The organism is Nonomuraea candida, assembly GCF_000725485.1.
GTDB lineage: Bacteria > Actinomycetota > Actinomycetes > Streptosporangiales > Streptosporangiaceae > Nonomuraea > Nonomuraea candida.
Genome location: NZ_KL647033.1, coordinates 169,245 through 195,383 on the forward strand (window position 1 = coordinate 169,245; position 26,139 = coordinate 195,383).

Sequence of the window (26,139 nt, forward strand, 5' to 3'; positions counted from 1 at the left end):
GGTGGCGCGAGGCAGTATGTGCTGGTGAGCTCGCTAGCCCAGTTCAGCCAGGTGACCAGGCAATGGTTCGCTGGAGCCTTCCAAGCGCCCACGGCCGCCCAGGAGGGGGCCTGGGAGTCCATCTCGCGTGGTGACAACACCCTGGTCGTCGCGCCCACGGGGTCGGGCAAGACGCTGGCGGCGTTCCTGTGGTCGCTCGACCGGCTGGCGTCCGAGAGCCGGCCGCCCTCCGGCGATCGGCCGTCCTCCGAGAGCCGGCCATCCTCTGGAGATCAGCCGTCCTCCGGGGAGGGATCGGTCGCGGGGAAGCGGTCCGCCTCGGGAGGGCGCACGGGCTCTTCCGCGCCCGGGCCGCAGGCGGGGTCTCAGCAGCAGGAGCCGCGGGGGACGCGGGTGGTGTACATCTCGCCGCTCAAGGCGCTGGCCGTGGATGTCGAGCGCAACCTGCGCGCCCCGCTGGCGGGGTTGAGGCAGACGGCGCGGCGGCTGGGGCTGCCGGTGCCGGAGATCTCGGTGGCGATCCGCTCGGGCGACACCCCGGCCGATCAGCGCCGGCGGTTCGCGGCGAAGCCGTCCGACATCCTCATCACCACGCCCGAGTCGTTGTTCCTGCTGCTCACCAGCCAGGCGCGGGAGGCGCTGCGCGGGGTGGAGACGGTGATCGTGGACGAGGTGCACGCGGTCGCGGGCACCAAGCGCGGCGCCCACCTGGCGCTCACCCTGGAGCGGCTCGACGCGCTGCTCGACAGGCCGGCGCAGCGGGTGGGGCTGTCGGCGACCGTGCGGCCGGTGAGCGAGGTGGCGACGTTCCTGGGCGGGGCGCGGCCGGCCACCGTGGTGCAGCCGCCGTCGGACAAGCGGATCGAGGTCGAGGTCGTCGTCCCGGTCGAGGACATGACCGAGGTGGAGACCGGGCCTCGGGCGGGGTCCGGCGCCTGGGCGGGGGGCGAGGCCGACGCCTGGGCGGAGTCCGGGGCGGGAGACGAGAAGTTCGCGCCCGAGCCCGCCAACCGGTCGATCTGGCCGCATGTCGAGGACCGCTTGTTCGACCTGATCGCGGCCCACAGCTCCACGATCGTGTTCGCCAACTCGCGCCGGCTGGCCGAGCGGCTGTGCACCCGCCTCAACGAGCTGGCGTACGAACGGGGGCGCGGCTCCGCCGAGGCCGTCGACCTGTCCATCTGGGAGACCGCCCCTCGTGAGGAATACGACGAGCCGGACGGCCCGGCCCCGGGGACCGGCGGCGGGCGGGGGCGGCGGATGCCGGCCGAGATGATGGCGCAGGCCGGGGCGAGCAAGGGCGTCGTGACGGAGATCGTCCGCGCCCACCACGGCTCGGTCTCCAAGGAGGAGCGCGCGCAGATCGAAGAGGCGCTCAAGTCGGGCCGCCTGCCTGCCGTCGTCGCCACCTCCAGCCTGGAGCTGGGCATCGACATGGGCGCGGTGGACCTGGTGGCGTGCGTGGAGGCGCCGCCCAGCGTGGCCAGCGGGCTGCAGCGCATCGGCCGGGCGGGGCACCAGGTGGGGGCGGTGTCCAAGGGCGTCATCTTCCCGAAATACCGGGGCGACCTGGTGCAGACGGCGGTGGTGGCCGAGCGGATGAAGAGCGGCCTGATCGAGGAGCTGCGCTATCCGCGCAACCCGCTCGACGTGCTGGCGCAGCAGATCGTCGCGATGACCGCGCTCGACGAGTGGACGGTCGACGAGCTGGAGACCGTGGTCAAGCGGGCCGCCCCCTACGCCACGCTGCCGCGCAGCGCGCTGGAGGCCACGCTCGACATGCTGGCCGGGCGCTATCCCAGCGAGGAGTTCGCCGAGCTGCGCCCGCGCATCGTGTGGGACCGCGTCACCGGCGTGCTGCAGGGGCGTCCCGGCGCGCAGCGGCTGGCGGTGACCAACGGGGGCACGATCCCCGACCGCGGGTTGTTCGGCGTGTTCCTGGTGGGCGAGCGCGCCTCCAGGGTGGGCGAGCTGGACGAGGAGATGGTCTACGAGTCGCGCGTCGGCGACGTGTTCGTGCTGGGCGCGACCTCCTGGCGGATCGAGGACATCACCGCCGACCGGGTGCTCGTCTCGCCCGCGCCGGGGCAGCCGGGCAAGCTGCCGTTCTGGCACGGCGACGCGCCGGGGCGGCCGGCGGAGCTGGGCCGGGCGATCGGGCGCTTCCTGCGCGAACAGGCCAAGGAGGGCTCGACGGAGCGGCTGCGGGAGGCGGGGCTCGACGAGTACGCCGCGGGCAACCTGCTGGCCTACCTCGACGAGCAGCGGGAGGCCACCGGCTACGTCCCCGACGACCGCACCCTGCTGGTCGAGCGCTTCCACGACGAGCTGGGCGACTGGCGGGTGGTGATCCACTCCCCCTACGGCGCGCGGGTGCACGCCCCGTGGGCGCTGGCGATCAACCGGCGGCTGCGCGAGCGCTACGGCGTCGACGTGCAGGCCGTGCACTCCGACGACGGGATCGTGCTGCGCATCCCCGACACACTGGCCGAGCCGCCCACCGACGTGGCGGCGTTCGACGCCGAGGAGATCGAGCAGATCGTCACCGAGGAGCTGGGCGGGTCGGCCATGTTCGCCTCCCGGTTCAGGGAGTGCGCGGGCCGGGCGCTGCTGCTGCCGCGCCGCACGCCCGGCCGCCGCAGCCCGCTGTGGCAGCAGCGGCAGCGGGCCGCCCACCTGCTGGGCGTGGCCTCGCGATACGCCTCGTTCCCGATCGTGCTGGAGACGATGCGCGAGTGCCTCCAGGACGTCTTCGACGTGCCGGGGCTGGTGGCGCTGATGCGCGACATCGCCGCGCGGCGGGTGCGGGTGGTGGAGGTGGAGACCTCGCAGGCGTCGCCGTTCGCGGCCTCGCTGCTGTTCCACTACGTGGGCGCGTTCATGTACGAAGGCGACGCGCCGCTGGCCGAGCGCCGGGCGCAGGCCCTGGCGCTGGACACCACGCTGCTGGCCGAGCTGCTCGGCCAGGCCGACCTGCGGGAGCTGCTCGACCCCGACGTGATCTCCGACAGCGAGCGCGAGCTGGCCCGGCTCGACCGGCCGCTGCGCGACGTGGAGGACCTCGCCGACCTGCTCCGCTCGCACGGGCCGCTGCTCGCGCCCGACGTCGGCGTGCGCGGCGGCGACCCGGCCTGGCTGGAGGAGCTCGTACGCGCACGGCGGGCGATCAAGGTGCGCATCGCCGGCGAGGAGCAGTGGGTCGCCATCGAGGACGCCGCGCGCATGCGTGACGCGCTGGGCGTGCCCCTGCCCGTGGGGGTGCCGCACGCGTTCCTGGAGCCGGTGGCCGACCCGCTGGCCGACCTGGTGGCGCGGCACGCCCGCACCCGGGGGCCCTTCCACGCCGGCACGGCCGCCGCCCGGTTCGGGCTGGGTGTGGCCGTGGTGAGCGACGCGCTGCGGCGGCTGGCGGCGTCGGGGCGGGTCGTCAGTGGGGAGTTCCGGCCCGGCGGGCGGGGCGAGGAGTGGTGCGACGCGGGGGTGCTGCGCATGCTGCGCCGCAGGTCGCTGGCGCGGCTGCGCAAGGAGGTGGAGCCGGTCGCCCCCGAGACGCTGGCCCTGTTCCTGCCCGCCTGGCACGGCGTCACGGCCCAGGAGAGCCCGCGGGGCGAGTTCGGGCCGGCCCGGGGCATGGACGCACGAGGCGAGATCGCACCGGCGCGGGCCATGGACGCGCGGGGCATGGACGCGCGGGGCATGGACGCGCGGGGCGGGGTCGGGTCGGCGCGGGCCATGGACGCGCTGGTGCGGGCGATCGAGCAGCTCCAGGGCGCCGCCGTGCCCGCCTCCGCGCTGGAGACGCTGGTGCTGCCGTCGCGGGTGCCCGGCTACCATCCGGCGCTGCTCGACGAGCTGACCTCGTCCGGCGACGTGATGTGGGTGGGGCAGGGGTCGCTGCCGGGCGGCGACGGCTGGGTCTCGCTCTACTTCGCCGACACCGCGCCGCTGCTGCTGCCCGAGCCGGCCGAGATCACCATGACGCCGGTGCACGAGCAGGTGCTGGAGCTGCTGGGCGGCGGTGGCGCGCTGTTCTTCCGGGGGCTGTCCGACCAGCTCACGTCGCTGGACGACGCGACGCTGGTGGCCGCGCTGTGGGACCTGGTGTGGGCGGGGCGGGTGTCGGGCGACACCCTCGCGCCGCTGCGCGCCACGCTCGGCACCGGGCGGCCCGCGCACCGGCCCGCCACCACGCGGCGCCGCCGGGCCGTGCTGCCGAGCAGGTCGGGCCCGCCGACCGTGGCCGGCCGGTGGTGGCTGCTGCCCTCGCCGGCCGACGACGCGACGCAGCGGGCCCACGCCCAGGCCGAGGTGCTGCTGGAACGGCACGGGGTGGTCACGCGCGGCGCGGTGACGTCGGAGCGGCTGCCCGGCGGGTTCACGCCCGTCTACCAGGTGCTGCGGGCCTACGAGGAGAGCGGGCGGTGCCGCCGGGGCTACTTCGTGGAAGGGCTCGGGGGCGCGCAGTTCGCGCTGGCGGGGGCGGTGGACCGGATGCGGGCCATGGCACCGGGCATAGCTCCGGGCAGCACGCCCGGCACCGCACCTGGCAGCCCGCCCGGCACCGTACCGGGCAGCCCGCCCGGCACCGCACCTGACACCGCACCTGGCACCGCACCGGGCACCGCACCGGGCACCGCACTTGACACCGCACCTGGCACCGCGCCGTCCGCCGGATCGGCCGGCGCGGGGCGGGGCCGGGCCGGGCGGCGGGCCGTGGTGCTGGCTGCCGCCGACCCCGCCAGCCCGTACGGCGCCGCGCTCCCCTGGCCCCAGCGCCCGGGGGACGTCGGGCACAAGCCGGGCAGGAAGGCCGGCTCGCTGGTCGTGCTGGTGGACGGCCACCTGGTGCTGTACGTCGAGCGCGGCGGCAAGACCCTCCTGTCGTTCACCGACGGCGACCGGCTGCAGCCGGCTGTGGACGCGCTGGCCCTGGCCGTACGCGACGGGGCGCTGGGCAAGCTGACCGTCGAGCGCGCCGACGGCGCCGCCATCGTGGACTCCCCGCTGGCGGCGGCCCTGGAGGCGGCCGGCTTCCACCCCACACCCCGTGGGCTGCGCCTGCGCGCCTGACCTCGGCCCCGACCGGGGTGACCTTCACATCTGGCGCCCGCCTCGCATCCGAGGCGGGGCGATCTTCACATCTGACGCGTGTCTTCGCGGGTGAGGCCGAGGCGATCTTCACATTTTGGCGCCTGGCTTCACCTCTGAGGCCGGGACGATCTTCACATCTGGCGCCTGTCTTCGCGTCTGAGGCCGGGCGGACCGCAACCACCCCGTTCCGGTCGGGTCTTCCCAAAAGTTTGAATGAGCGTTTAAAGTTCTGATCGTGCCGTCAGAAAGTCGAACGTTCATTGAAGAGGCCAGGCGGGCCCAGATCATCGAGTGCGCCATCGACGTCCTGGCCGAGCACGGTTACGCCCGCACCACGCTGGCCAGGATCGCCGAGCGGGCCGGGATCAGCACCGGCGTGATCTCGTACCACTTCGGCGGCAAGACCCAGCTCATCCAGGCGATCGTCGCGGAGGTGGCCAAGCTGGCCACCGACCTGATGGTGCCGCGCATCCTCGCCCAGCCCACCGCCGCCCTCGGCCTGCGCGCCTACATCGAGGGCAACCTCGAGTTCATGCGCCTGCACCGCAAGCCCCTGCTGGCCCTGGTGGAGATCGTCACGCACTCGCCGGGCGAGGGCGAGGAGCCCAACCCGTACGGCCATCAGTCCGAGGTGGCGCTCAGCGACCTGGAGAAGCTGCTGGAGTGGGGCCAGAAGTCGGGCGAGTTCCGCGAGTTCGACCGGCGCAGCATGGCGATCGCCATCCGGGGGGCGATCGACGCGGTCCCGGGGCTGCTGTTCAACGATCCCGCATTCGACCTCGACCTGCTCGCCCGCGAGCTGGTCGAGACCTTCACCATCGCCACGGGGAGAAACCCATGACAGAACACGCCCTGGAGATCAGAGGTCTGGCCAAGACCTTTGGCGAGAACGTGGCCGTGGACCACGTCGACCTGATCGTTCCACGGGGCTCCTTCTACGGGCTGGTCGGGCAGAACGGGGCGGGCAAGACGACCACGCTGTCGATGGCGGTGGGCCTGCTGCGGCCCGATGCGGGCACGGCCCGGATCTTCGGCTCCGACGTGTGGGCGGACCCGGCCACGGCCAAGCAGCTCGTCGGCGTGCTGCCCGACGGGATGGCCATGCCGGAGCGGCTGACCGGGCGCGAGGTGCTGACGTATCTGGGGCTGCTGCGCGGGATGAGCAAGGAGGTGGTGGCCGAGCGCGCCGAGGAGCTGCTGTCGGTGCTGGAGCTGGACGCGGCGGAGAAGACGCTCGTCATCGAGTACTCCACGGGCATGCGCAAGAAGATCGGCCTGGCCACGGCGCTGCTGCACGCGCCGAAGCTGCTGGTGCTGGACGAGCCGTTCGAGGCGGTGGACCCGGTGTCGGCGGCGACGATCAAGATGATCCTGCGCGGGTTCGTGGCGGGCGGCGGCTCGATCGTGCTGTCCAGCCACGTGATGGCGCTGGTGGAGCAGCTCTGCGACCACGTCGGCGTGATCGACAAGGGGCGGGTGGCGGCGGCGGGCCCGCTGGACGAGGTCCGCGGCGTGGCCACGCTGGAGGACAGGTTCGTCGAGCTGGTGGGCGCCGGCACCGTCACGACCAAGGGGCTGTCATGGCTGTAGCGATGACGATGGCCCGGATGAAGATCGCGATCCTGCGGCATTCGATGAGCGGGCAGCAGGGCGGCATGATGGCGTCGGCGGGCGTGCTCGGCGTCCTGCTGGCGGGCGGGACGATCTTCCTGGCGTTCCTCGACGGCGACTGGCTGACCGCCGGCTACGCCGTCTGGATGCTCGGCTGGATCATCGGCCCGGTCTTCTCCGGCGGCGGCGACGAGACGCTGCGCCCGGAGTTCTTCTCGCCGCTGGGCATGCGGCCGCAGCGGATGGCGGCCGGGCTGCTGGTGGCGGCCTTCGTCGGGCTGGCCCCGGCGATCAGCCTGCTGGCGCTGGCGGGGCTGGTCGTGGCGGGCGCGCGGGAGGGCGTCGCAGGGGCGCTCGTGGCGGTGCCGGCGATGGTGCTGCAGCTCGCGGTGTTCGTGTTGTTGTCGAAGGTGACGGTGGCGCTGCTGGGCCTGGCGCTGGGCTCCAGGGCGGGGGCGATCGGCGCCGGGTTGATCAACGGGGTGATCCTCGCCTTCCTGGGGCAGATCTGGGTCTTCATGGCGGCCTTCGGGCAGGGCGGGCAGATCCCGGCCTTCGTCCGGTATCTCCCGTCCGGGTGGGGCCTGCTGGCGGTGCAGGGCGATTACGTGGCACTGGCCGCCATGGCGGTGCTGATCGTGCTGCTGCTGGCGGCGTGGGCGGCGCTGCTGGCCAGGCGGGCCGGCACGAACCGGCCCTCCACGCGCGGGCGCAGGCCGATGCGCGCCACGACCGCGAACGGCGCCGTGGTGGCCAAGGAGCTGCGCACCTGGACGAGAGACCTGGTGCGCAGCCACCAGCTCGCCTTCGCGCTGTCGTACGGGGTGTTCTTCGCGGTCACGCCGCTGCTGGTCGGCATTCCGGGCATGGTGCCGCTGGCGGGGCCGATCTTCATCATGATGGCGGCGGCGATGACGTCCAACGCCTATGGCGCCGACGGCACGGCCCACTGGCTGACGCTGATGACGCCGGGCGCCTCCGACGTGCGGGGGCGGCAGCTCGCCTGGCTGGTGGCGGTGAGCCCGATCGCGCTGGGGCTGGCGGTCGTCTGCACCGCGGCCGTGAACGGGCCGTGGGCGCTGGTCATGTCCGCGACGTTCGCGCTGCTCGGCGGGGGCGTGGGCCTGGTGGCGCTGATCTCGGTGGTGGGGCTGGTCCCGGGCATCGACCCGCGCAACCGGGGCGGCAACCCGCTGCGCACGAGTGACGACGACGGCTCGGCCACCGGCATGGCGTACCTGATGCTGTTCCTCGTGGCGCTCACCGCGGCCCCGGCCGTGGCGGTGGCGGTGTGGTTCGGCTGGTGGGGCGTGCCGGCGGGGCTGGTCACCGGTGCGTTGTGCTGGTGGGGGTTCGGGCTGCTGGCGGAGCGGCGGCTGGCGGCCGACGGGCCGGACCTGCTGCACGTCATGCGTACGGGCCGCCGTCCCGGCGGGGAGAAGTCGTCGTCGTCGTTCACGATGCCCGACAGCCTGTCGAAGACCCAGCGCATGATCGTGATGGTCTGCCTGTCGCTCGGCGCGATCCCGCTGATCCCGCAGGGCATCCTGGGCGCGGTCTTCGTGGCCAACGGGCAGCTCGGGCACTCCTGGTTCCTGGCCACGCACGTGCAGCCGGCGCTGCGCTATCCCGTGGCGATCGCCTTCATGCTGCTCGGCGCGGGCATGTACGCCCTCGGCGGGTGGTTGTGGCTGCGCGCCAGGAAGGCCGACGAGCAGGCGGGCAAGAAGGCGGCCGAGAAGACCGAGGCGGACGGGTTGCGTGCGGGGGCCGCGGCGGGGTAAGCACGCGGCATGGGGCCACTGGCGCGATTACGCGCGGATCTCAGCGCCGGCAAGAACCTCGAGATTTACGTGACCGCGCTCATCGCGCTGGTGGTGGGCGTGCTGGGCGTCTTCGACCTGGTGGAGCCGAAGGTCGTGGGCGCCGCCACGCTGGCCACGCTGGCCCTGGTGGCGGTGAACGCGCTCGGCCCCCGCCACCAGGTCGCCGAGCTCGACCGGCGGGTGGAGGAGCTGGGCCGCCTGGTGGAGGCCGGGCTGCCCGGCGGGGAACTGCTGAGCGAGGAGGTGAAGGACCTCCACGCGCGCGTCGCCCACGCCGGCGACATCCGCCTGGCCGGGGTGACGCTCAACCGCACGATCCGCTCCTACGTGGACGAGCTGGGCAAGGCCCTGGAGCGGGGCGCGTCGGTCAAGGTGCTGGTGATCGACCCGTCGGGCCCGGTGCCGGAGGAGGCCGCCCGGCGCTCCACGATCCCCGGCCAGCCCGACGTGTTCGAGCACCGCGCCAGGTCCACGCTGTACGTCCTGCGCGACCTGCCCGCCCCCAGGGAGCGCCTGGAGGTGCGGCTGCTGCCGTTCACGCCCGCGTTCATGATGATCCTGCTGGACCCGGCCGACGACGACGGCGTCATCCACGTCGAGCTGGGCTCCCATCGCTCGCCCCACGCCGCTCCGGGCTTCCTGCTGACCGGCCGGCGCGATCACCACTGGTGCCGGCACTTCACCGCGGAGTTCGACCGGCTCTGGGAGGTGGCACGGGAGATTACGGACGCCGACTGGCATCCGGCACATCATCCCTAACATCTTGTATACGATAAATCCCCCTATGACTGATATGACGCTGGGCGGGGCCCACCAGACCTTGCGTGACGAGGTCACCAGAGAGCTGCGCCGCCGCATCCTCTCCGGCGAGCTCGCCCAGGGCGAGCGCCTGATCGAGGATCGGCTGGCGGCCGCGCTCGGCGTCTCGCGCAATCCCGTGCGCGAGTCCATCCGCGTCCTGGCCGCCGAGGGCTTCATCCAGGTCGTCCCCCGCCTGGGCGCCACGGTCGCCCGCCTGTCGGCGGAGGAGGGCGAGGAGCTCTTCGACGTGCGCATGGCGGTCGAGGGCCTGGCGGCCCGGCTGGCGGCGCGCAAGCGCACCCCCGCCTCGGCCGAGCGGCTGCGCCGGGTGCTGGAGCAGGCCAAGGAGGCCGTGGAGAGCGGCCGGCTGGCGGAGGTGGCCGACCTCAACACGGCCTTCCACCTGGCCGTGGGCGAGGCCGCGGGCAACTCGTACCTCGCGCTGATGATGAAGCCGATGTTGCAGCGGGCGCAGTGGATCTTCAGCCAGACCGCCGCCGTCCGCGGCCCGCACTCCTGGCAGGAGCACCTGAGCCTGTGCGAGGCCATCGAGGCGGGCGACGAGGACGAAGCCCAGGCCAGGGCCGTCGCGCACGTCGCCGCGGCCCGGCGGTCGTTCCTCGCCGCGGCCGGTCGCAGGACAAAACACCCAAACGATTAGGAAACACTCAGATAACAACATACGGTGATGAAACACGCATGAAATGTGAAATCTTGTATACAGTCTCCTAAACCTTTCAACGGAGGCCTCATGCGACCGTCCCCCAAGGTCGTCGCGGCGCTCGTCACCCTCCCCCTCGCCCTGGCGGCGTGCGGCGGAGGCGGTACGAGCAGCACGCCCGCGGCACCCAGTTCCATAGCCAGCGCCTCGGCCGACCACCGGCCGGTCAAGAGCGGTGGCACGCTCAACATCGCGCTCAACGCCGACCCCGACGCGCTGGACCCGAGCAGCTCGACCACCCTGGTGGGCCGCGAGGTGTTCGCGAACATGTGCGAGAAGCTCTACGACATCGACGCCTCCTCCGCCCTGGTGCCGCAGCTCGCGGCGGCCATGCCCGAGCTGTCCGGCGACGGCAGGGAGGTGACGATCAAGCTCCGCGAGGGCGTGAAGTTCAACGACGGCACGCCGTTCGACGCGGCGGCGGTCAAGAAGTCGCTCGACCGGCACCGCACCTGGGAGAAGTCCGCGCGGGCGGCCGACCTGGCGGCGGTCTCCGAGGTCACGGTGGTCGATCCCGCCACGGTCAAGCTGACGCTGAAGCAGGCGTTCACGCCGCTGACCGCGCAGCTCGCCGACCGGGCCGGCATGATCATGTCGCCGAAGGCGCTGGAGTCCGAGGGCGACAACTTCGGCGCCAACCCGGTGTGCGTCGGGCCGTTCGCGTTCGCCGGCCGCACCTCCGGCAGCCAGATCACGCTGGAGAAGGCGGCCGACTACTACGACGCCGCCAAGGTCAAGCTGGACAAGCTGGTATACAAGATCATCGTCGACCCCAACGTGCGGGCCGCCAACCTCAAGTCCGGCGACGTGCACGTGGCCGACCAGCTCGCCACCAACACCGTCAAGGGCGTGCAGGACGACCCGAACCTGAGCGTCGTGGCCGGCGGCGGCCTGGGCTACTACGGCTTCCAGATCAACATCGGCAACGTCAAGGGCTCGACGGAGAAGCCCGGCGAGGTGGACACGCCGCTGGGCAAGAGCCCGCAGCTGCGCGAGGCGTTCGAGCTGTCGCTCGACCGCGACGCGATCAACAAGGCCGTATACAACGGCCTGCACGAGGTCGACTGCTTCCCGGTGCCGGTCGACAGCCCGTACCGGCCGAAGGACCTGACCTGCCCCAAGCGGGACCTGGCCAAGGCCAAGCAGCTCGTGCAGGCCAGCGGCGTGCCCACGCCGGTCCCGGTCACGCTGGCCACCCCGAACGACGCCGTCAACCAGCGCCTGGCCCAGGTCATCCAGTCGATGGCCAAGGAGGCGGGCTTCAACGTGACCGTGCAGACGGCCGAGTTCGTCAGCGTGCTGGAGCAGGGCAAGGCGGGCACGTTCGACGTGCTGCTGAGCGGCTGGTCGGGCCGCGTGGACCCGGACGGCAACCTCACGAACCTGGTCACCACGCAGGGCAGCAACAACTACGCCGGCATGTCCGACCCCGGCATCGACGAGCCGGTCAGCCAGGCCGCCGCCGAGACCGACCCGGCCAAGCGGGCCGAGTTGTACGGCGCCGCCATGAAGAAGGCCGCCGAGCTCCGGGGCGTGGTGTACCTGTACCACAACAAGTACTACCTGGGCACGCACAAGACCGTCGCCGGCATCCAGTACTTCCAGGACGGCCTGCCGCGCTTCGTGACCGCCGGGTTCGCAGCCTGATGCTGTGGTTCATCCTCCGGCGCTGCGGTTCGGCGATCCTCGTGCTGTTCCTGTCCAGCGTCCTGATCTTCCTGGGCATCCGGGCCCTGCCCGGTGACCCGGCCACGGTCATGGCGGGCCAGGAGGCCTCGCCTGCCGCGGTCGAGGCCATCAGGAAGGAGTTCGGGCTGGACAAGCCGCTGCCCGCGCAGTACCTGGACTACGTCGGCCAGACCCTGACGGGCAACCTCGGCCGTTCGACGCAGGACCAGCTCCCCGTGATCGACATCCTGGCCGAGCGGATCCCCGTGACGCTGGAGCTGTCGGCGCTGGCCATGCTGGTCGCGATCGTCGTCGGCGTGGGCGCGGGCATCGTGGCGGCCGTGCGGCGCGGCAAGTTCGCCGACTACGTGGCCACCGGCTTCGGCCTGGCCGGGCTGTCGGTGCCGCACTTCTGGCTGGGCCTGCTCGGCATCCTGCTGTTCGCGGTGACCTGGCAGGTGCTGCCCGCCTCCGGCTACGTCCCCTTCACCGAGGACCCCGCCGAGAACCTCAAGCGCATGATCCTGCCGGCGATCGTGCTCGGCACGGGCTTCGCGGCGATCCTGATGCGGCAGACCCGCTCGGCCATGCTGGGCGCGCTGTCGGCCGACTACGTCAGGACCGCCCGGTCCAAGGGCCTGCCCGAGGCCAAGGTGGTGGGCGCGCACGCGCTGCGCAACAGCCTGACGACCGTGGTGACGGTGCTCGGCCTGCAACTCGGCGCGCTGATCAGCGGCGCCGTGGTGACCGAGCAGATCTTCGTCATCCCCGGCTTCGGCAAGCTGACCGTGGACGCGGTGCTGACCAGGAACTACCCCGTCATCCAGGCGGTCGTGCTCGTCACGGTCATCGGGTACGTGGTGGTCAACCTGCTGGTCGACATCGCCTACGCCTTCCTGAACCCGCGCATCCGCCTGTCGGGAGGCAGTCATGACTGAGGTGGGACAGGCCGGGGCGGGCCCGAAGGCGGCCCCGGCCGAGGTGAGCCGGCGCGCGCGGTTGTGGCGGCGCTTCCGGCGGCGGCCGATGCCGATGGCCGGGCTGGTGCTGGTGGTCGCGTTCGTGCTGCTGGCGCTGGTCGGGCCGCTGGTCACCGGCGACCCCGCCGCGCAGGACTATCTGGCCACGCTCGCTCCCCCGTCGGGCGCGCACCCGATGGGCACCGACGACCTCGGCAGGGACGCCTTCGCCAGGATCGCGCACGGCGCCCAGGTCTCGCTGCAGGCGGGCGTGCTGTCCACGCTGCTGGCGATGGCCGTCGGCATCCCGATCGGACTGGTCGCCGGCTTCTACCGGCGCTGGCTGGACCCGATCGTGATGCGCCTGGTGGACGTGACGCTGGCCTTCCCGTTCCTGGTGTTCGCGGTGGGCCTGGCGGCCATCATCGGCCCCTCGCTGAAGGGCGTGGTGCTGGCGCTGGGCTTCTCCCAGCTCCCGGCCGTCATCCGGATCACCCGGGGCGAGGTGCTGGCGGTCAGGGAGATGGACTACGTGGCCGCGGCCATCGCCGACGGCGCGGGCGACGGGCACATCATCTTCCGTTACGTGCTGCCGAACTGCGCCAGCCCGCTCATCGTGCAGGCCACGGTGGCGATCCCGGCGGCGATCATCGGCGAGTCCACGCTGTCGTTCCTGGGGCTGGGCGTGCAGCCGCCGACGCCGTCGTGGGGCGTGATGCTGACGACCGCGCAGCAGTACCTGAGCGACGCGCCCTGGCTGGCCATCTGGCCCGGGCTGATGATCGCGCTGGCCACGCTCGGCTTCAACCTGCTCGGCGACGGGCTGCGCGACGTACTGGACCCGAGGAGCCACCGATGAGCCTGCTGGAGATCACCGACCTTCAGGTCGGCTTCGACACCGAGGACGGCCTCGTCCAGGCGGTCAGGAACATCTCGCTCACCCTCGACGAGGGCGAGATCCTCGCGCTGTGCGGGGAGTCGGGCTGCGGCAAGTCGGTCACCGCCATGTCGGTGCCGCGGCTGCTGCCGCCCGGCACGACCCGGCTGTCCGGCTCGATCAGGCTCGACGGCAGGGAGCTGACCACGCTGCCCGAGTCCGAGATGCGCAAAGTCCGCGGCAAGACCGTCTCGGTCGTCTTCCAGGAGCCGATGACCTCGCTCAACCCGTCGTTCACCGTCGGCTACCAGATCGCCGAGGTGCTGCGCAGGCACGAGGGCCTGTCCCGGCAGGCGGCCGCGAAGCGGGCCGTGGAGCTGCTGGAGCTGGTCGGCATCCCGGCGCCGGCGCGCCGGGTCAAGGAGTACCCGCACCAGCTCTCCGGCGGCATGCGGCAGCGCGTGATGATCGCCATCGCGGTGGCCTGCTCGCCGCGGGTGCTGATCGCCGACGAGCCCACCACGGCGCTCGACGTGACGATCCAGGCGGGGGTGCTGGACGTCTTCCGCGACCTGCGCGACCGGCTCGGCACCGCGATCATCCTCATCACCCACGACCTGGGCGTGGTGGCCGACATCGCCGACCGGGCCGTGGTCATGTACGCCGGCCGCGCCGTCGAGCAGGCCCCGGTGGCCGAGCTGTTCGCCCGCCCGCGCCACCCGTACACGCTGGGCCTGATGAACGCCCTGCCCTCCGCCGCCGTCAACGGCCGCCTGGCGGAGATCCCCGGCATGGTGCCCTCGCCGCTGTCGGACCCCGACCAGTGCGCCTTCTCCGACCGCTGCCCATACGCCCAGGCCGACTGCCGGGCGTCCAGGCCGCCGCTCGAACGCCAGGGCGCCGGCCATCTGGCGGCCTGCTTCCACCCCGGAGGTCAGTCGTGATCCTGCGGATCGACAACCTGGTCAAGCACTACGGCCCGGTACGCGCCGTGGACGGCCTGTCGCTGGAGATCGGCGAGGGCGAGGTGCTCGGCCTCGTCGGCGAGTCGGGCAGCGGCAAGTCCACGGTCGGCAAGTGCGTGCTGCGCCTGACCGAGCCCACCTCGGGCACGATCGAGCTGGGCGGCACGGACATCACCCACCTGTCGCGCCGGGCCATGCGCCCGCTGCGCAGGGACGTGCACATGGTCTTCCAGGACCCGTTCTCCTCGCTCAACCCGCGCTTCACGATCGAGCAGATCGTGGCCGAGCCGCTGCTGCGGCACAAGGTCGGCGACCGGCGGGAGGCGGCGCGGCGGGTGGCGGCCATGCTGGAGCGGGTCGGGCTGCGCCGCGAGATGGCCAGGCGCTTCCCGCACGAGCTGTCCGGCGGGCAGCGGCAGCGCGTCGGGCTGGCCCGGGCGCTGGTGCTGGAGCCCAAGCTGGTCGTGGCCGACGAGCCGGTCTCGGCGCTGGACGTGTCCGTGCAGGCGTCGGTGCTCAACCTGATCACCGACCTGCAGCGGGACATGGGGTTCTCGTGCCTGTTCATCACCCATGACCTGTCGGTCGTGGAGTTCCTGGCCGACCGGATCGCGGTCATGTACCTGGGCAGGATCGTCGAGTCCGGGCCGACGGCCGAGATCTTCGCGGGGCCGCGGCATCCGTACACGCAGGCCCTGCTGTCGGCGGCGCCGGTGGCCGACCCGGTCAGGCAGCGGGAGCGGCGCAGGATCGTGCTCGGCGGCGACGTGCCGAGCCCGATGGACCCGCCCCCGGGGTGCAGGTTCCACACGCGGTGCCCGCTGGCGTACGACGAGTGCCGCACCTCCGAGCCCCTCTTGAACGACCCGCGTGGAGGCGGCCATCCTGCCGCGTGCCACCTGGTAACGGCGGACCGCGTCCCCGACGCGGCCAAGTAAGGAGAGATCTTGTTCACCACCAGGCCCGAGCTGTCGGGCGACTTCGGTATGGTCGCCAGCACGCACTGGCTGGCCTCGGCCACCGGCATGGGCGTGCTGGAGCGCGGCGGCAACGCCTTCGACGCGGCGGTGGCCGCCGGGTTCGTGCTGCAGGTCGCCGAGCCGCACCTGAACGGTCCCGGCGGCGAGGTGCCGATCCTGCTGTGGAGCGAGGCCGAGCAGAAGGTGTCGGTCGTGTGCGGCCAGGGCACGGCCCCCGCCGCGGCCACCATCGAGCGCTTCGCCGAGCTGGGCCTGGACGTCGTGCCCGGCACCGGGCTGCTGGCCGCCACGGTGCCGGGCGCGTTCGGCGGCTGGATGCTGCTGCTGGAGCGGTGGGGCACCTGGTCGCTGGCCGACGTGCTGGCCCCGGCGATCCACTACGCCGAGCACGGCGTGCCGGTGCTGGAGCGCATCTCGACCACGATCGGCTCGGTCAAGGAGCTGTTCACCGGCGAGTGGCCGACGTCGGCGGCCACCTGGCTGCCGGGCGGGAACGTTCCAGCTCCCGGCTCCAAGCTGGCCAACCCCGTGCTGGCCGCCACCTACCGGCGGCTGGTGGCCGAGGCCGAGGCCGCGTCGGACACCCGCGAGGGGCAGCTCGCCGCCGCCAGGAGGGCCTGGTACGAAGGCTTCGTCGCCGAGGCGATCGCCGAATTCAGCGCCGGGACCGCCTGGCTCGACAGCTCCGGCGGCGTGCACGGCGGCCTGCTCACCGGCGACGACCTGGCCGGCTGGCAGGCCACGGTCGAGGAGCCGCTGACCTACGACTACCGCGGCCACACCGTCTGCAAGACCGGCCCGTGGGGGCAGGGCCCGGCGTTCCTGCAGCAGCTCGCCCTGCTCGACGGCTTCGACCTGGACGGGATGGAGTTCCTCGGCGCCGACTACCTGCACACCGTGACCGAGGCCGCCAAGCTGGCCTTCGCCGACCGCGAAGCCTGGTACGGCGACACCGACGTGCCCATGGCCGACCTGCTGAGCCCGGCGTACAACGCCGAGCGGCGGCGGCTGATCGGCGACCGGGCCAGCCTGGAGCTGCGGCCGGGCGCGCCCGGCGGGCGGGAGCCCCGGCTGCCCGCCTTCCCCGACCCCGGCACGGCGAGCGACGCGCCCGGCCTGTCCGGCGTCCGCAGGCCGCAGGGCGTGGGCGAGCCCACCGTGGGCCGGGAGCTGGCCGGCCCGGTGGCGAGCGAGGGCGTCGGCGAGCCGACCGTGACGGCCGACGGCACGGTCAAGGGCGACACGTGCCACGTGGACGTCGTGGACCGGTTCGGCAACATGGTCTCGGCCACCCCCAGCGGCGGCTGGCTGCAGTCCTCCCCCACCATTCCCGCGCTGGGCTTCTGCCTGGGCACCCGGGCGCAGATGTTCTGGCTGCAGGAGGGCGTGGCCACGGCGCTGCGGCCGGGGGCGCGCCCGCGCACCACGCTGTCGCCGTCGTTCGCGCTCAGGGACGGCCGGCCGTGGCTGGCGTTCGGCACGCCGGGCGGCGACCAGCAGGACCAGTGGAGCCTGAACTTCTTCCTGGCGCTCGTGCACGGCGGGCTGAACCTCCAGGAGGCCATCGACGCGCCCATGTTCCACTCCGAGCACTTCCCCAGCTCGTTCTTCCCGCGCGGCTCCCGCCCCGGCGTCATGCACGTCGAGGAGCGCGTGGACCCGGGCGTCGTCGCGGAGCTGCGGCGGCGCGGCCACGAGGTCGAGGTGCAGGGCCCGTGGTCGCTCGGCCGGCTCAGCGCGGTCGCCCGTGACGGCGCCTTCCTCAAGGCCGCCGCGAACCCGCGTGGCGCCCAGGGCTACGCCGCCGGCCGATGACGGCCGCCGACCTGCTCTTCCTGGTCGGCGCCGGGCTGCTGGCCGGCGTGGTGAACGCGCTGGCGGGAGGAGGCACGCTCATCTCCTTCCCGGCGCTGCTGGCACTCGGGTATCCGGGCCTGACCGCGACCGTGACGAACGCGGTCGCGCTGTGGCCCGGCTACCTGGGTGGCGCGCTCGGCTACCGGGCCGAGCTGCGCGGCCAGCGGCGCAGGGCGACGCTGCTGTCGGTCACGGCGGTGCTGGGGGCGGCCGGGGGGAGCGCGCTGCTGCTGGTCACGCCGGGCAAGCTGTTCGAGTCGATGGTGCCGTGGCTGGTGGCCTTCGCCAGCCTCGCCCTGCTGGCGCAGCCGTGGCTGCGCAAGCTCATCGGCGGCGAGGCGGAGGGGAAGACCAGCCGGATGGTGTACGCCGGGGTGTTCCTCGGCGGCTGTTACGGCGCCTACTTCAACGGCGGGATGGGCGTGGTGCTGCTGACCGTGCTCGGCCTGTTCCTGCACGACAGCCTGCATCGCGTCAACGCCGTGCGGGCCGTGCTCTCGCTGGTCGTCTGCTCGGTCTCGGTCGTCGCGTTCTCGCTGTTCGGGCCCGTGGAGTGGCGGGCGGCGGCGGTGATCGCGCCGGCCAGCCTGGCGGGCGGGTTCCTCGGCACGCGCCTGGCCAGGCTCATGCCCGCCAAGGTCCTGCGAGGGGTGGTGGTCGCGTTCGGCCTCGGGGTGGCCGTGGCCCTCGCCCTGCACTAGATGTCGCCGGGGTCAGGCCACGGTGGCCTCGATGAGGTCGTCCACCACCTCCGCCAGGTCGTTGCCCCGCGCGTACGCCCGCCGCTGCCGCATCGCCCCCGACCCCTTGCGCAGCAGCCGGTCGAGGCCCTCCTGGACGAACGTCAGGTCGCCGGCCTGCGCCAGCGCCGGGCGTACGTGCTCCAGGAGGCGCCCGGCCATCACCGCCGCCGGCACGAGCGTGCCGTGCCGCATGTCGAGGCTGTCGCCCTGGAGCCCGTCGCGGGCCGCCCGCCAGTAGGCGGCGCGCAGCACCTCGGAGGGCACGGGCAGGCCGCGGTCGCCGCGCGCGACGGCGGCCAGCCCGGTCACCACCAGCGCGCGGATGAGCCCGATCAGGGTGAGGCTGTCGGCCACGTCGAGCGGCACGTCGGCCACCCTGATCTCCACGGTGGGCAGGCGGGGCGACGGCCTGATGTCCCAGTAGACGGTCTTGGCGTCGAGCAGCGCGCCCGACTCGGCCAGCGCCCGCAGGGCCAGCTCGTACGCCCCGAACGAGGCGAAGTACGGGGGCGCGCCGGAGACCGGCCACCGGCCCCAGCTGATCACCCGCCAGGACGCGTAGCCGGTGTCGCGGCCCACGAAGAACGGCGAGTTGGCGGCCAGCGCGATCAGCGTCGGCAACCAGGGGCGTAAGTGGTTGCCCACGTAGACCGCGTGCTCGGGATCGGGCACGTCCACGTGGACGTGCAGGGAGCAGATGCTGATCTCGTCCTGGAGGGCCCGGTAGAGCACGCGGCCCCGGTGGTAGCGGTCGTCGTCGGTGAGCGGCGGCGGCATGACGTTGCCGAGGACGGGGATGCCGCTGGCGACGACGGCCAGGCCGCACGAGCGGGCCGCGCCCGCCACCTCCTTGCGCACCGCGCGCAGTTGCGAGCCCAGCTCGCTCAGGTCGGCGGAGGGCGGCGTGCGGGCCTCCACCTGGAATCGGGTGATTTCGTGCACCACGTCAAGCACGTCCGTCGCGGCGGCCAGGACATCGGCGGCCCGGGGAGTCACGTGGCGAGTGCGGGGATCGACGACGAGGTATTCCTCTTCGATCCCGATGAGTGGAACCATGCCCACACCTCGCTGGGAGTCCGAGACCCTGCGTACGAGTTGTGCCCGTAGCACGCCCTGTGGAAAACCCGTTGGACAGGGGGTTGTCAACCGGTGAACTCGACGGGGCCGTAGAGCGCGTGCTCTGCCTTGGTGGACATCGCCCAGTAACGGTCTCCGTACGACCAGTGCCACCATTCGGTCGGGTAGTTGACGAGACCGGCGGGCTCCAGCGCGGCGGCCAGGAGCTTGCGGTGGGCGCGGGCGTCGTCGGAGATGTTGGGGGCGGCGGTGTAGCAGGCGCCCTGGCTCTGCTCCGGGTTGTCGTCGATCTGGGTGCCCATGTCGTATTCGACGCCGTCGGGGTTGCAGAGCGTGAGGTCCACGGCGGCGCCGGCGGTGTGGGGGGCGACCTCGACCGGGGAGACGTAGCGGCTGGCCGCGACGTAGGACTCCGCCGGCGACAGCCCGGTCAGCGTGGCGCGGTAGTCGTCGAAGATCCGGCGCTGCGTGGCGACGGGCCGGTAGCCCTCGACGATCAGCAGGTGGTAGCCGTCGGGCAGCAGGCTCTCGGCGTGCTCCAGGCGGCGCAGCACGCCCGCGCGCAGGTGCGCGTAGGCGCCCCGGTCGTCGCCGGTGCGCTCGGCCACGCGGGTGTCCACCCGCAGCCGCCCGCGCGCGTCGGCCAGCGGTTCGCCGGCCTCCCGCACCGGGATCGAGGTCACGCGGGGGTCGGACATGAGCACGACATCGTTCGGGGACTGCCACATGGGCAGAAATTCTCACACAGTGTCGGAGAAGACCTGCTCCCGGGCCTGGTCCAGGGCGGCCACCAGAGCCCCGCGCAGCACGGGGTTCCCGGCCACCGTCGAGGTGACGACGGTGGGCCGGCTCGGGCACACCCGGGCCACGGCCTCCTGCACCTTGGCGGCCAGCCGCTCGCCGCCGGCCCGGCCGATGTCGCCGCTGAGCACGATGAGGCCGGGGTCGAGCACGACCGTCACGGCCGCCGCGCCCAGCGCCAGCCGGGCGGCCACCGCGTCGAGGTAGCGATCGTCGCCGCCGCGCACCAGGTCGGCCACCGTGTGGCCGGTCACGCCGAGCTCCTCGGCCAGCCCGCGCAGGGCGTCGTGGCCCACCAGGCGCTGGAACGAGCCCGTCTGCGGGCGGGTGACGTCGGTCGGCAGCGGCTCCCCCGGCACCGGCAGCCAGCCGATCTCCCCCGCGCCCCCGGTGATGCCCCGGTGCAGCTTGCCGCCCAGCATCACGCCGAGGCCCTGGCCGACGCCGGCCCACACGATGACGAAGTCGTCGCAGCCGACGGCCGCGCCGTGGCGGTGCTCGGCCAGGGCGACCAGGTTGACGTCGTTCTCTATGGTCACCGAGACGCCGAGGGTCTCGCGCAGGCTGGCCAGCACGCCGACGTGCCAGGCGGGCAGGTCCACCGAGATGCGCACGTCGCCGGTGACCGGGTCGACCACGCCCCGGGTGCCGATGACGAACGCGCGCAGCCGCGACAGGCTGACGTTGGCCGTGTCGCACGCCCGCTGCACGGCCGCGTGCACCGCCTTGACGGGGTCGCGGCCGTCGGAGGGGTTGAGCGTGATCTCGACGACGACCCGGCCTGTGATGTCCGCCACACCGACAGTGAGGCTGTCGGGCAGGACCTCCAGGCCGGCGACGTACGCGCTGGAGGGGACCACGGCGTACACGGCGGCGTGCGGCCCTCTGCCGCCCGCGCGCTCGCCCGCGACCTCGACCAGACCCCGTTCCTCCAGTCTTGCCAGAAGCTGACCTGCGGTTACCTTGGACAGGCCGGTCCGCTCGCCGAGTTCGGCGCGGGTGAGAGGGCCGTCTCCGAGGAGCAGTTCGAGCGCGGCGCGATCGTTCAGCCGGCGCAGCAGCCGGGGGGTTCCGGGGTCTCGGCTCATCGGCGCACCCTTCTCGTCACGATCGGCTAACGGCCGTTTCTTTTAATAAAGTTTCTTGTTAGTTTACCAGCATCGTTCGGCATTTGACGATCAGCCTGGTGCGGACCGTAGGCCAGCACCCGGGAAGGGAGAACCCTGTGAGGATCGCGAAGATCACAGCCACTACGGTCACCACGGCCGCGCTGGCCCTGGGCCTGGCCGCCTGTGGCTCCAGTGAACCAACCCCCACGTCCTCACCCGACGCGGCCGCCGCCTCTTCCGGCCCCAAGTACGCCGGCAAGACGCTGACCGTGTGGCGCCTCGGCAACAGCAACCCCGCCGCGGCCACGTACATGGAGGAGCTCAACGCCGAGTTCACCAAGCAGACCGGGGCGCAGGTCAAGCTGGAGTGGATCCCGTGGCCGCAGGTCGCGGACAAGTTCGCCGCCGCCGCGACCGGCACCGGCCCGGACGTGACCGAGATCGGCAACGACCAGGTGCCGATGTGGCAGAGCCAGGACGCGCTCACGCCCATCACCGACATCGCCCGTGACGGCGAGCGCGCGCAGATCCCCCAGAACCTCTACGGCTACGAGACCGTCGACAACGAGATCTACGCCGTGCCGTGGGGCGCCGGCGCCCGCGCGGTGCTCTACCGCAAGGACTGGTTCGAGGACCTGAAGATCGAGATCCCCAAGACCTGGGACGAGCTCGTCGCCGCGGCCAAGAAGATCCAGTCGGAGAAGAAGGGCGTGGACGGCTTCGCCTTCAACGGCGGCTCCGACGCCAACCACCTGCTGGCGGCCTTCGCCTGGTCCGAGGGCGGCGAGTACGCCGTCAAGGAGGGCGACAAGTGGGTCGGCAAGCTCACCGAGCCCGGCTTCGCCGCGGGCTTCGCCACCTACACCAGCCTGGTCACCGACGGCCTGTCCAGCAAGGCGAACCTGACGCACGACACGACGCACATCCGCACCCGCTTCGCCAATGACAAGGTCGCGATGTACCTCACCGCCGCCTGGGACCTGTCGGGCATCGAGGAGGAGTCGAAGGGCAAGCTGAAGGGCGACAAGATCGGCTTCTTCCCGCTGCCCGCCAAGAGCGGCGGCGTGGCCCCCTCCTTCTTCGGCGGCAACGACATCGCGCTGTGGGGCAGCACCCAGCAGGCCGACCTGGGCAAGGAGTACATCAAGCTGGCCACCAGCAAGACGTGGGCCGACCGTTACGCCAAGGAGGGCGGCCTGCTCCCGGTCTACCCGGACACCCTGGCCGCGCTGAACGAGGACCCGGCGCAGGGCCCGTTCGCCCAGGCGTTCGCCAAGGCCAAGGCCTTCCCCGCGGACCCCAACTGGTCCGAGGCCGACGCGACCAAGGCCGTGCTGCAGAACGCCGCCCGTGACGTCATCGAGGGCAAGAAGGACGCCGCCGCCGCCCTCGCGGACGCCAACAAGGAACTCGAAGAGATCCTGAACCAGTAACGATGGCCAACACGACAACGGTCACCCGGGGCAGGGGGCCCTCCCCCTCCCCGGGCCGCCGGCGCAAGAACGCCGGGCGCGCCCGCGCCAGCGGGCTGCCGGTATGGAGCATCCCGTACGTGCTGCTCATCCCCGGCCTGCTGGTCATCGGAGGGCTGCTGCTCTACCCGATGTACCAGCTCATCGTCATGTCCTTCCAGAAGGTCGGGCTGGCGCAGGTCCGGGGCAGCCGACCCGCCGAGTGGGTGGGGCTGGACAACTTCCAGCGGATCTTCGACAACGAGATCTTCTGGTCCGCCCTGCGCAACAGCGTGCTGTTCGCCCTCTTCGCCGTCAGCCTCACGCTGATGCTCGGCACCGCGGTCGGCGTGCTGCTGCACCGCCTGGGCAGGAAGATGTCGCTGTTCGTGGTCATCGCCTGCATGTTCGCCTGGGCCGTGCCGCCCGTCGCGCAGGGCGTCATCTGGCGCTCCCTCTTCGACGCCGAGGCCGGCATGGTGAACTGGGCGCTGAACCTGCTGCCCGACTGGCTGGCGGCCCCGCCGGCCGGCCAGGAGAGCTGGACCGGCACGCCCTGGCTGAACGACACCCTGCCCCTCTACATCGCGCTGATCGTGTGCGTCGTGTGGGCCGGGTTCCCGTTCATCGCGGTGTCGGTGCTGGCCGGGCTCAAGGGCATCCCCGCCGAGCTGTACGAGGCGGCCAAGGTGGACGGCTCGGGCCCCTGGCACACGTTCAGGAAGATCACCCTGCCGATGCTCAAGCCGGTCTTCGCCGTGCTCACGATGCTGTCGATCATCTGGGACTTCAAGGTCTTCAGCCAGCTCTACGTGCTGATGAACGGGCCCACGAACCGCGACGGCTTCAACCTGTCCATGTACGCCGTCGCCGAGGCGTTCCGGCCCCCGCAGAAGCTGGGCACCGGCGCGGCCATCTCGGTCGTCCTGACGATCATCCTGCTCGTCATCACCGTCTTCTACGTCAGGCAGATCGTGAAGCAGGAGGAGATGTGACCCCGCTCGCCCGCAAGAGGCTCGGCAAGGTCCTCCTGAACGCCGCCGGCCTCCTGGTCTTCCTGTTCGCGATCTTCCCCGTCTACTGGATGGTCTCCACCGGCTTCAAGGAGAACGACCAGATCTTCACGACGGAGTTCATCCCGTTCCCCACGCACTTCACCTTCGAGCACTTCGAACGCGTGCTGACCGAGGGCGTCGCGAACAACTCCATCTGGCTCTATCTGCGCAACAGCGCGATCGTGGCGCTCGGCACCGTGTTCATCGGCTCGGCCTTCGCCCTGCTGTCGGCCACCGCCATCGCCCGGTTCCGGTTCAAGGGCCGCGGCCCCTTCCTGGTCGTGCTGCTGATCGTGCAGATGCTGCCGGCGGAGGGGCTGCTCATCCCCCTCTACATGATGGTCAAGCGGGTCGGGCTGGGCGACCAGCTCCTCGGGCTGATCGTCACCCAGGTCGCGCTGACGCTGCCGTTCGGCGTCTGGATGTTGCGGACGTTCGTCGCCGCGGTGCCCAAGTCGCTGGAGGAGGCCGCCTGGATCGACGGGGCCGGGCGGATGGCGACCTTCTGGAAGGTGCTCTTCCCGCTGGTCGCGCCCGGCCTGGTGGCCACGAGCATCTTCTCGTTCATCACCGCGTGGAACGACCTCGTGTTCGCCCTCTACCTGATGTCGGGCTCCGAGGGGTACACGATGCCGGTGGCCCTGCAGTTCTTCTTCGGCCAGGAGGGCGTCGACTGGGGCGCGATCATGGCCGGCTCGACCCTGATGACGATTCCGGTCGTCGTCTTCTTCCTTCTCGTGCAGCGCCGTATGGTCCAGGGGCTGACGGCGGGGGCCGTGAAGGGCTGACAAAGCACGAAATATCCGTACGGTGCCGTCGGGCACCGTACCTGACCCTGCCTGAAAACGGATGAGGAGCCATGAGTCAGAGTGATCGGGGGCTGCGCCGCCTCGCGGCCGGCACACTGCTCGTCGCCTTCCAGGGCACCACGGCGCCCGACTGGGTGCTGCGCGAGCTGGAGCACGGCCTGGGCGGCGTGACGCTCTTCGGCTTCAACGTGGCCGACCCCGGCCAGGTGCTCGGCCTGACCACCGCGCTGCGGGGCGCCGGTGACCCCGTCATCTCGCTCGACGAGGAGGGCGGGGACGTGACGCGGCTGGCCTACCACGTCGGCAGCCCGTACCCGGGCAACGCGGCGCTGGGGGCCGTGGACGACGTCGAGCTGACCCGCCGCGTCTACCGGGCGATCGGCTCCGAGCTGGCCTCCTGCGGCATCAACCTCGACATGGCGCCCAGCGCCGACGTCAACACCGAGGCCGACAACCCGGTGATCGGCACCAGGTCCTTCGGCACGGAGGCGGAGCTGGTCGCCAGGCACACGGTCGCCGCCGTGCAGGGCCTGCAGTCGGTGAACGTGGCCGCCTGCGTCAAGCACTTCCCCGGCCACGGCGCCACCCGGGTGGACTCCCACCTGGCCGTGCCCGTCGTGGACGTCGGCCTGGACGTGCTGCGCGAGCGGGAGCTGGTCCCGTTCCGCGCGGCGATCGGGGCGGGGGCCCGGTCGGTGATGACCGCGCACGTCGCGGTGCCGGCGCTGACGGGCAGCACGCCCGCCACGCTGTCCGGCGCCGCGCTGACCGGGCTCCTCAGGGGCGAGCTCGGTTACGACGGCGTGGTCATCACCGACGCCCTGGACATGCAGGCGATCACCAAGAGCGTGGGCCTGGCCGGCGGCGCCGTGCTGACCATCGCGGCCGGGGCCGACCTGCTGTGCCTGGGGCCGCTGCCCACGTACGACGACGTCCAGGCGATCATCGCCGAGATCGTCGCGGCGGTGCGGGAGGGCAGGCTGCCGGTGGAGCGGCTGGAGGAGGCGGCGGCGCGGGTCGCGGACCTGCGGGCCTGGGCCGCCCCCGAACCCGCCGCGCCCGAACCCGTCGCGCCCGGGCCTGCCGCGCCTGAGCCCGCCACCGCCACGGTCGGTGGCACCGCCACGGTCGGCGCCTCCGCCGCTACCACCGCCACGGTCGGTGCCTCCGCCGTCGCGGCCGAGCAGAACGTGGTCGGCCTGGACGCCGCGCGCCGCGCCGTCCGGCTGACCGGCTCCGCCGAGCCGCTCGTCGAACCGCTGGTGATCGAGGTGGACACCCCGCCGACGATCGCCGTGGGCGACGTGCCGTGGGGCGTGGGGCCGTGGCTGCCGGAGGCCGAGATCATCCGGCTCAAGCCCGCGGCCGCCGAGGTGCCCGTGCTGCTGGCCAAGGCCGCCGGCCGGTCGCTGGTCGTCGTGGTCAAGGACGCGCATCGCCACCCCGAGAGCAGGGAGCTGGTCTCGGCCCTGGTGGCGGCCCGGCCGGACACCACGGTCATCGAGATGGGCCTGCCGGTGTGGCGACCGGACAGCGCGGCCTACATCGCCACGTACGGCGCCGCCCGGGCCAACGCCCAGGCCGCCGTCGAACTCCTCACCGCCTGAAACCCGCCACCCGGCGCCCTGGCACCTGAACCCCGCCACCCGCGCGCCCCGCTTTCACCGCCCGACGCCGACCGGCCGCGCGCCCGGCCTCCCCACCCCACCGCCTGAAACCGGCCGTTCTCGCGGCCGGT

20 protein-coding genes are annotated in these 26,139 nt (G+C 72.5%); 17 read left to right on the plus strand and 3 right to left on the minus strand.

Going from position 1 to position 26,139, the window contains the following annotated elements:
- The first annotated feature begins 18 nt into the window (after nucleotides 1-18).
- The 13 genes from IO39_RS48770 (at nucleotide 19) to IO39_RS48830 (ending at nucleotide 18,057) form a co-directional block, all read left to right on the plus strand.
- On the plus strand, nucleotides 19-5,070 hold the full coding sequence (locus tag IO39_RS48770; RefSeq protein WP_439331515.1) for an Lhr family helicase: 5,052 nt from the start codon (nucleotides 19-21) through the stop codon (nucleotides 5,068-5,070).
- Between the two features lie 256 nt (nucleotides 5,071-5,326).
- The gene (locus IO39_RS48775) at nucleotides 5,327-5,932 is read left to right on the plus strand and encodes a TetR/AcrR family transcriptional regulator (protein ID WP_169789252.1); all 606 of its coding nucleotides are present in this window, start codon (nucleotides 5,327-5,329) and stop codon (nucleotides 5,930-5,932) included.
- The gene (locus IO39_RS48780; RefSeq protein WP_043640727.1) at nucleotides 5,929-6,681 is read left to right on the plus strand and encodes an ABC transporter ATP-binding protein; all 753 of its coding nucleotides are present in this window, start codon (nucleotides 5,929-5,931) and stop codon (nucleotides 6,679-6,681) included. Before IO39_RS48775 ends, IO39_RS48780 begins: the two co-directional genes overlap by 4 nt.
- Nucleotides 6,672-8,486 (plus strand): hypothetical protein, encoded by a 1,815-nt coding sequence (locus tag IO39_RS48785; protein WP_157549925.1) that lies wholly within the window; start codon nucleotides 6,672-6,674, stop codon nucleotides 8,484-8,486. Before IO39_RS48780 ends, IO39_RS48785 begins: the two co-directional genes overlap by 10 nt.
- 9 nt (nucleotides 8,487-8,495) lie before the next feature.
- Nucleotides 8,496-9,287, plus strand: a complete 792-nt coding sequence (locus IO39_RS48790; protein WP_052424342.1) for a hypothetical protein — start codon at nucleotides 8,496-8,498, stop codon at nucleotides 9,285-9,287.
- A 25-nt stretch (nucleotides 9,288-9,312) separates the two neighbouring features.
- Nucleotides 9,313-9,990, plus strand: coding sequence for a GntR family transcriptional regulator (locus tag IO39_RS48795; protein WP_043640730.1), 678 nt, complete (start codon nucleotides 9,313-9,315; stop codon nucleotides 9,988-9,990).
- A gap of 90 nt (nucleotides 9,991-10,080) precedes the next feature.
- Nucleotides 10,081-11,697, plus strand: coding sequence for an ABC transporter substrate-binding protein (locus IO39_RS48800; protein ID WP_043640733.1), 1,617 nt, complete (start codon nucleotides 10,081-10,083; stop codon nucleotides 11,695-11,697).
- On the plus strand, nucleotides 11,697-12,656 hold the full coding sequence (locus tag IO39_RS48805; RefSeq protein WP_043640735.1) for an ABC transporter permease: 960 nt from the start codon (nucleotides 11,697-11,699) through the stop codon (nucleotides 12,654-12,656). Before IO39_RS48800 ends, IO39_RS48805 begins: the two co-directional genes overlap by 1 nt.
- Nucleotides 12,649-13,536 (plus strand): ABC transporter permease, encoded by an 888-nt coding sequence (locus tag IO39_RS48810; RefSeq protein ID WP_043640737.1) that lies wholly within the window; start codon nucleotides 12,649-12,651, stop codon nucleotides 13,534-13,536. The genes IO39_RS48805 and IO39_RS48810 overlap by 8 nt, the downstream gene beginning before the upstream one ends.
- Nucleotides 13,533-14,498: an ABC transporter ATP-binding protein gene (locus tag IO39_RS58660; RefSeq protein WP_043640740.1), complete on the plus strand. Its 966-nt coding sequence runs from the start codon at nucleotides 13,533-13,535 to the stop codon at nucleotides 14,496-14,498. Before IO39_RS48810 ends, IO39_RS58660 begins: the two co-directional genes overlap by 4 nt.
- Nucleotides 14,495-15,457 (plus strand): ABC transporter ATP-binding protein, encoded by a 963-nt coding sequence (locus IO39_RS58665; RefSeq protein ID WP_052424344.1) that lies wholly within the window; start codon nucleotides 14,495-14,497, stop codon nucleotides 15,455-15,457. The genes IO39_RS58660 and IO39_RS58665 overlap by 4 nt, the downstream gene beginning before the upstream one ends.
- Before the next feature lie 48 nt (nucleotides 15,458-15,505).
- On the plus strand, nucleotides 15,506-17,314 hold the full coding sequence (locus IO39_RS48825) for a gamma-glutamyltransferase family protein (RefSeq protein WP_211267437.1): 1,809 nt from the start codon (nucleotides 15,506-15,508) through the stop codon (nucleotides 17,312-17,314).
- Nucleotides 17,311-18,057 carry a sulfite exporter TauE/SafE family protein gene (locus tag IO39_RS48830; RefSeq protein WP_043640746.1) on the plus strand — a complete coding sequence of 249 codons (747 nt, stop codon included), beginning with the start codon at nucleotides 17,311-17,313 and terminating at the stop codon, nucleotides 18,055-18,057. The genes IO39_RS48825 and IO39_RS48830 overlap by 4 nt, the downstream gene beginning before the upstream one ends.
- Nucleotides 18,058-18,069: 12 nt before the next feature.
- On the opposite strand, the gene IO39_RS48835 is transcribed toward IO39_RS48830, so the two are convergent.
- The 3 genes from IO39_RS48835 to IO39_RS48845 all read right to left on the minus strand — a co-directional run bounded on the left by IO39_RS48835 (nucleotide 18,070) and on the right by IO39_RS48845 (nucleotide 21,065).
- On the minus strand, nucleotides 18,070-19,155 hold the full coding sequence (locus IO39_RS48835) for a carboxylate-amine ligase (protein ID WP_043640748.1): 1,086 nt from the start codon (nucleotides 19,153-19,155) through the stop codon (nucleotides 18,070-18,072).
- Nucleotides 19,156-19,241: 86 nt separating this feature from the next.
- Nucleotides 19,242-19,904 (minus strand): M15 family metallopeptidase, encoded by a 663-nt coding sequence (locus IO39_RS48840; protein WP_043640751.1) that lies wholly within the window; start codon nucleotides 19,902-19,904, stop codon nucleotides 19,242-19,244.
- A 12-nt stretch (nucleotides 19,905-19,916) separates the two neighbouring features.
- Nucleotides 19,917-21,065 carry an ROK family transcriptional regulator gene (locus tag IO39_RS48845; protein WP_043640754.1) on the minus strand — a complete coding sequence of 383 codons (1,149 nt, stop codon included), beginning with the start codon at nucleotides 21,063-21,065 and terminating at the stop codon, nucleotides 19,917-19,919.
- A 137-nt stretch (nucleotides 21,066-21,202) separates the two neighbouring features.
- Here IO39_RS48845 and IO39_RS48850 point away from each other — a divergent pair, with 137 nt between their 5' ends.
- From IO39_RS48850 to IO39_RS48865, 4 genes are all read left to right on the plus strand, one after another.
- The gene (locus IO39_RS48850; RefSeq protein WP_043640756.1) at nucleotides 21,203-22,519 is read left to right on the plus strand and encodes an extracellular solute-binding protein; all 1,317 of its coding nucleotides are present in this window, start codon (nucleotides 21,203-21,205) and stop codon (nucleotides 22,517-22,519) included.
- 2 nt (nucleotides 22,520-22,521) lie between these two features.
- Nucleotides 22,522-23,532: a carbohydrate ABC transporter permease gene (locus tag IO39_RS48855; RefSeq protein ID WP_043640759.1), complete on the plus strand. Its 1,011-nt coding sequence runs from the start codon at nucleotides 22,522-22,524 to the stop codon at nucleotides 23,530-23,532.
- Complete coding sequence (locus IO39_RS48860; protein ID WP_043640762.1) at nucleotides 23,529-24,380, plus strand: carbohydrate ABC transporter permease; 852 nt, start codon at nucleotides 23,529-23,531, stop codon at nucleotides 24,378-24,380. Before IO39_RS48855 ends, IO39_RS48860 begins: the two co-directional genes overlap by 4 nt.
- A 71-nt stretch (nucleotides 24,381-24,451) precedes the next feature.
- Nucleotides 24,452-26,008, plus strand: a complete 1,557-nt coding sequence (locus IO39_RS48865) for a glycoside hydrolase family 3 protein (RefSeq protein WP_043640764.1) — start codon at nucleotides 24,452-24,454, stop codon at nucleotides 26,006-26,008.
- Nucleotides 26,009-26,139: the final 131 nt, after the last annotated feature.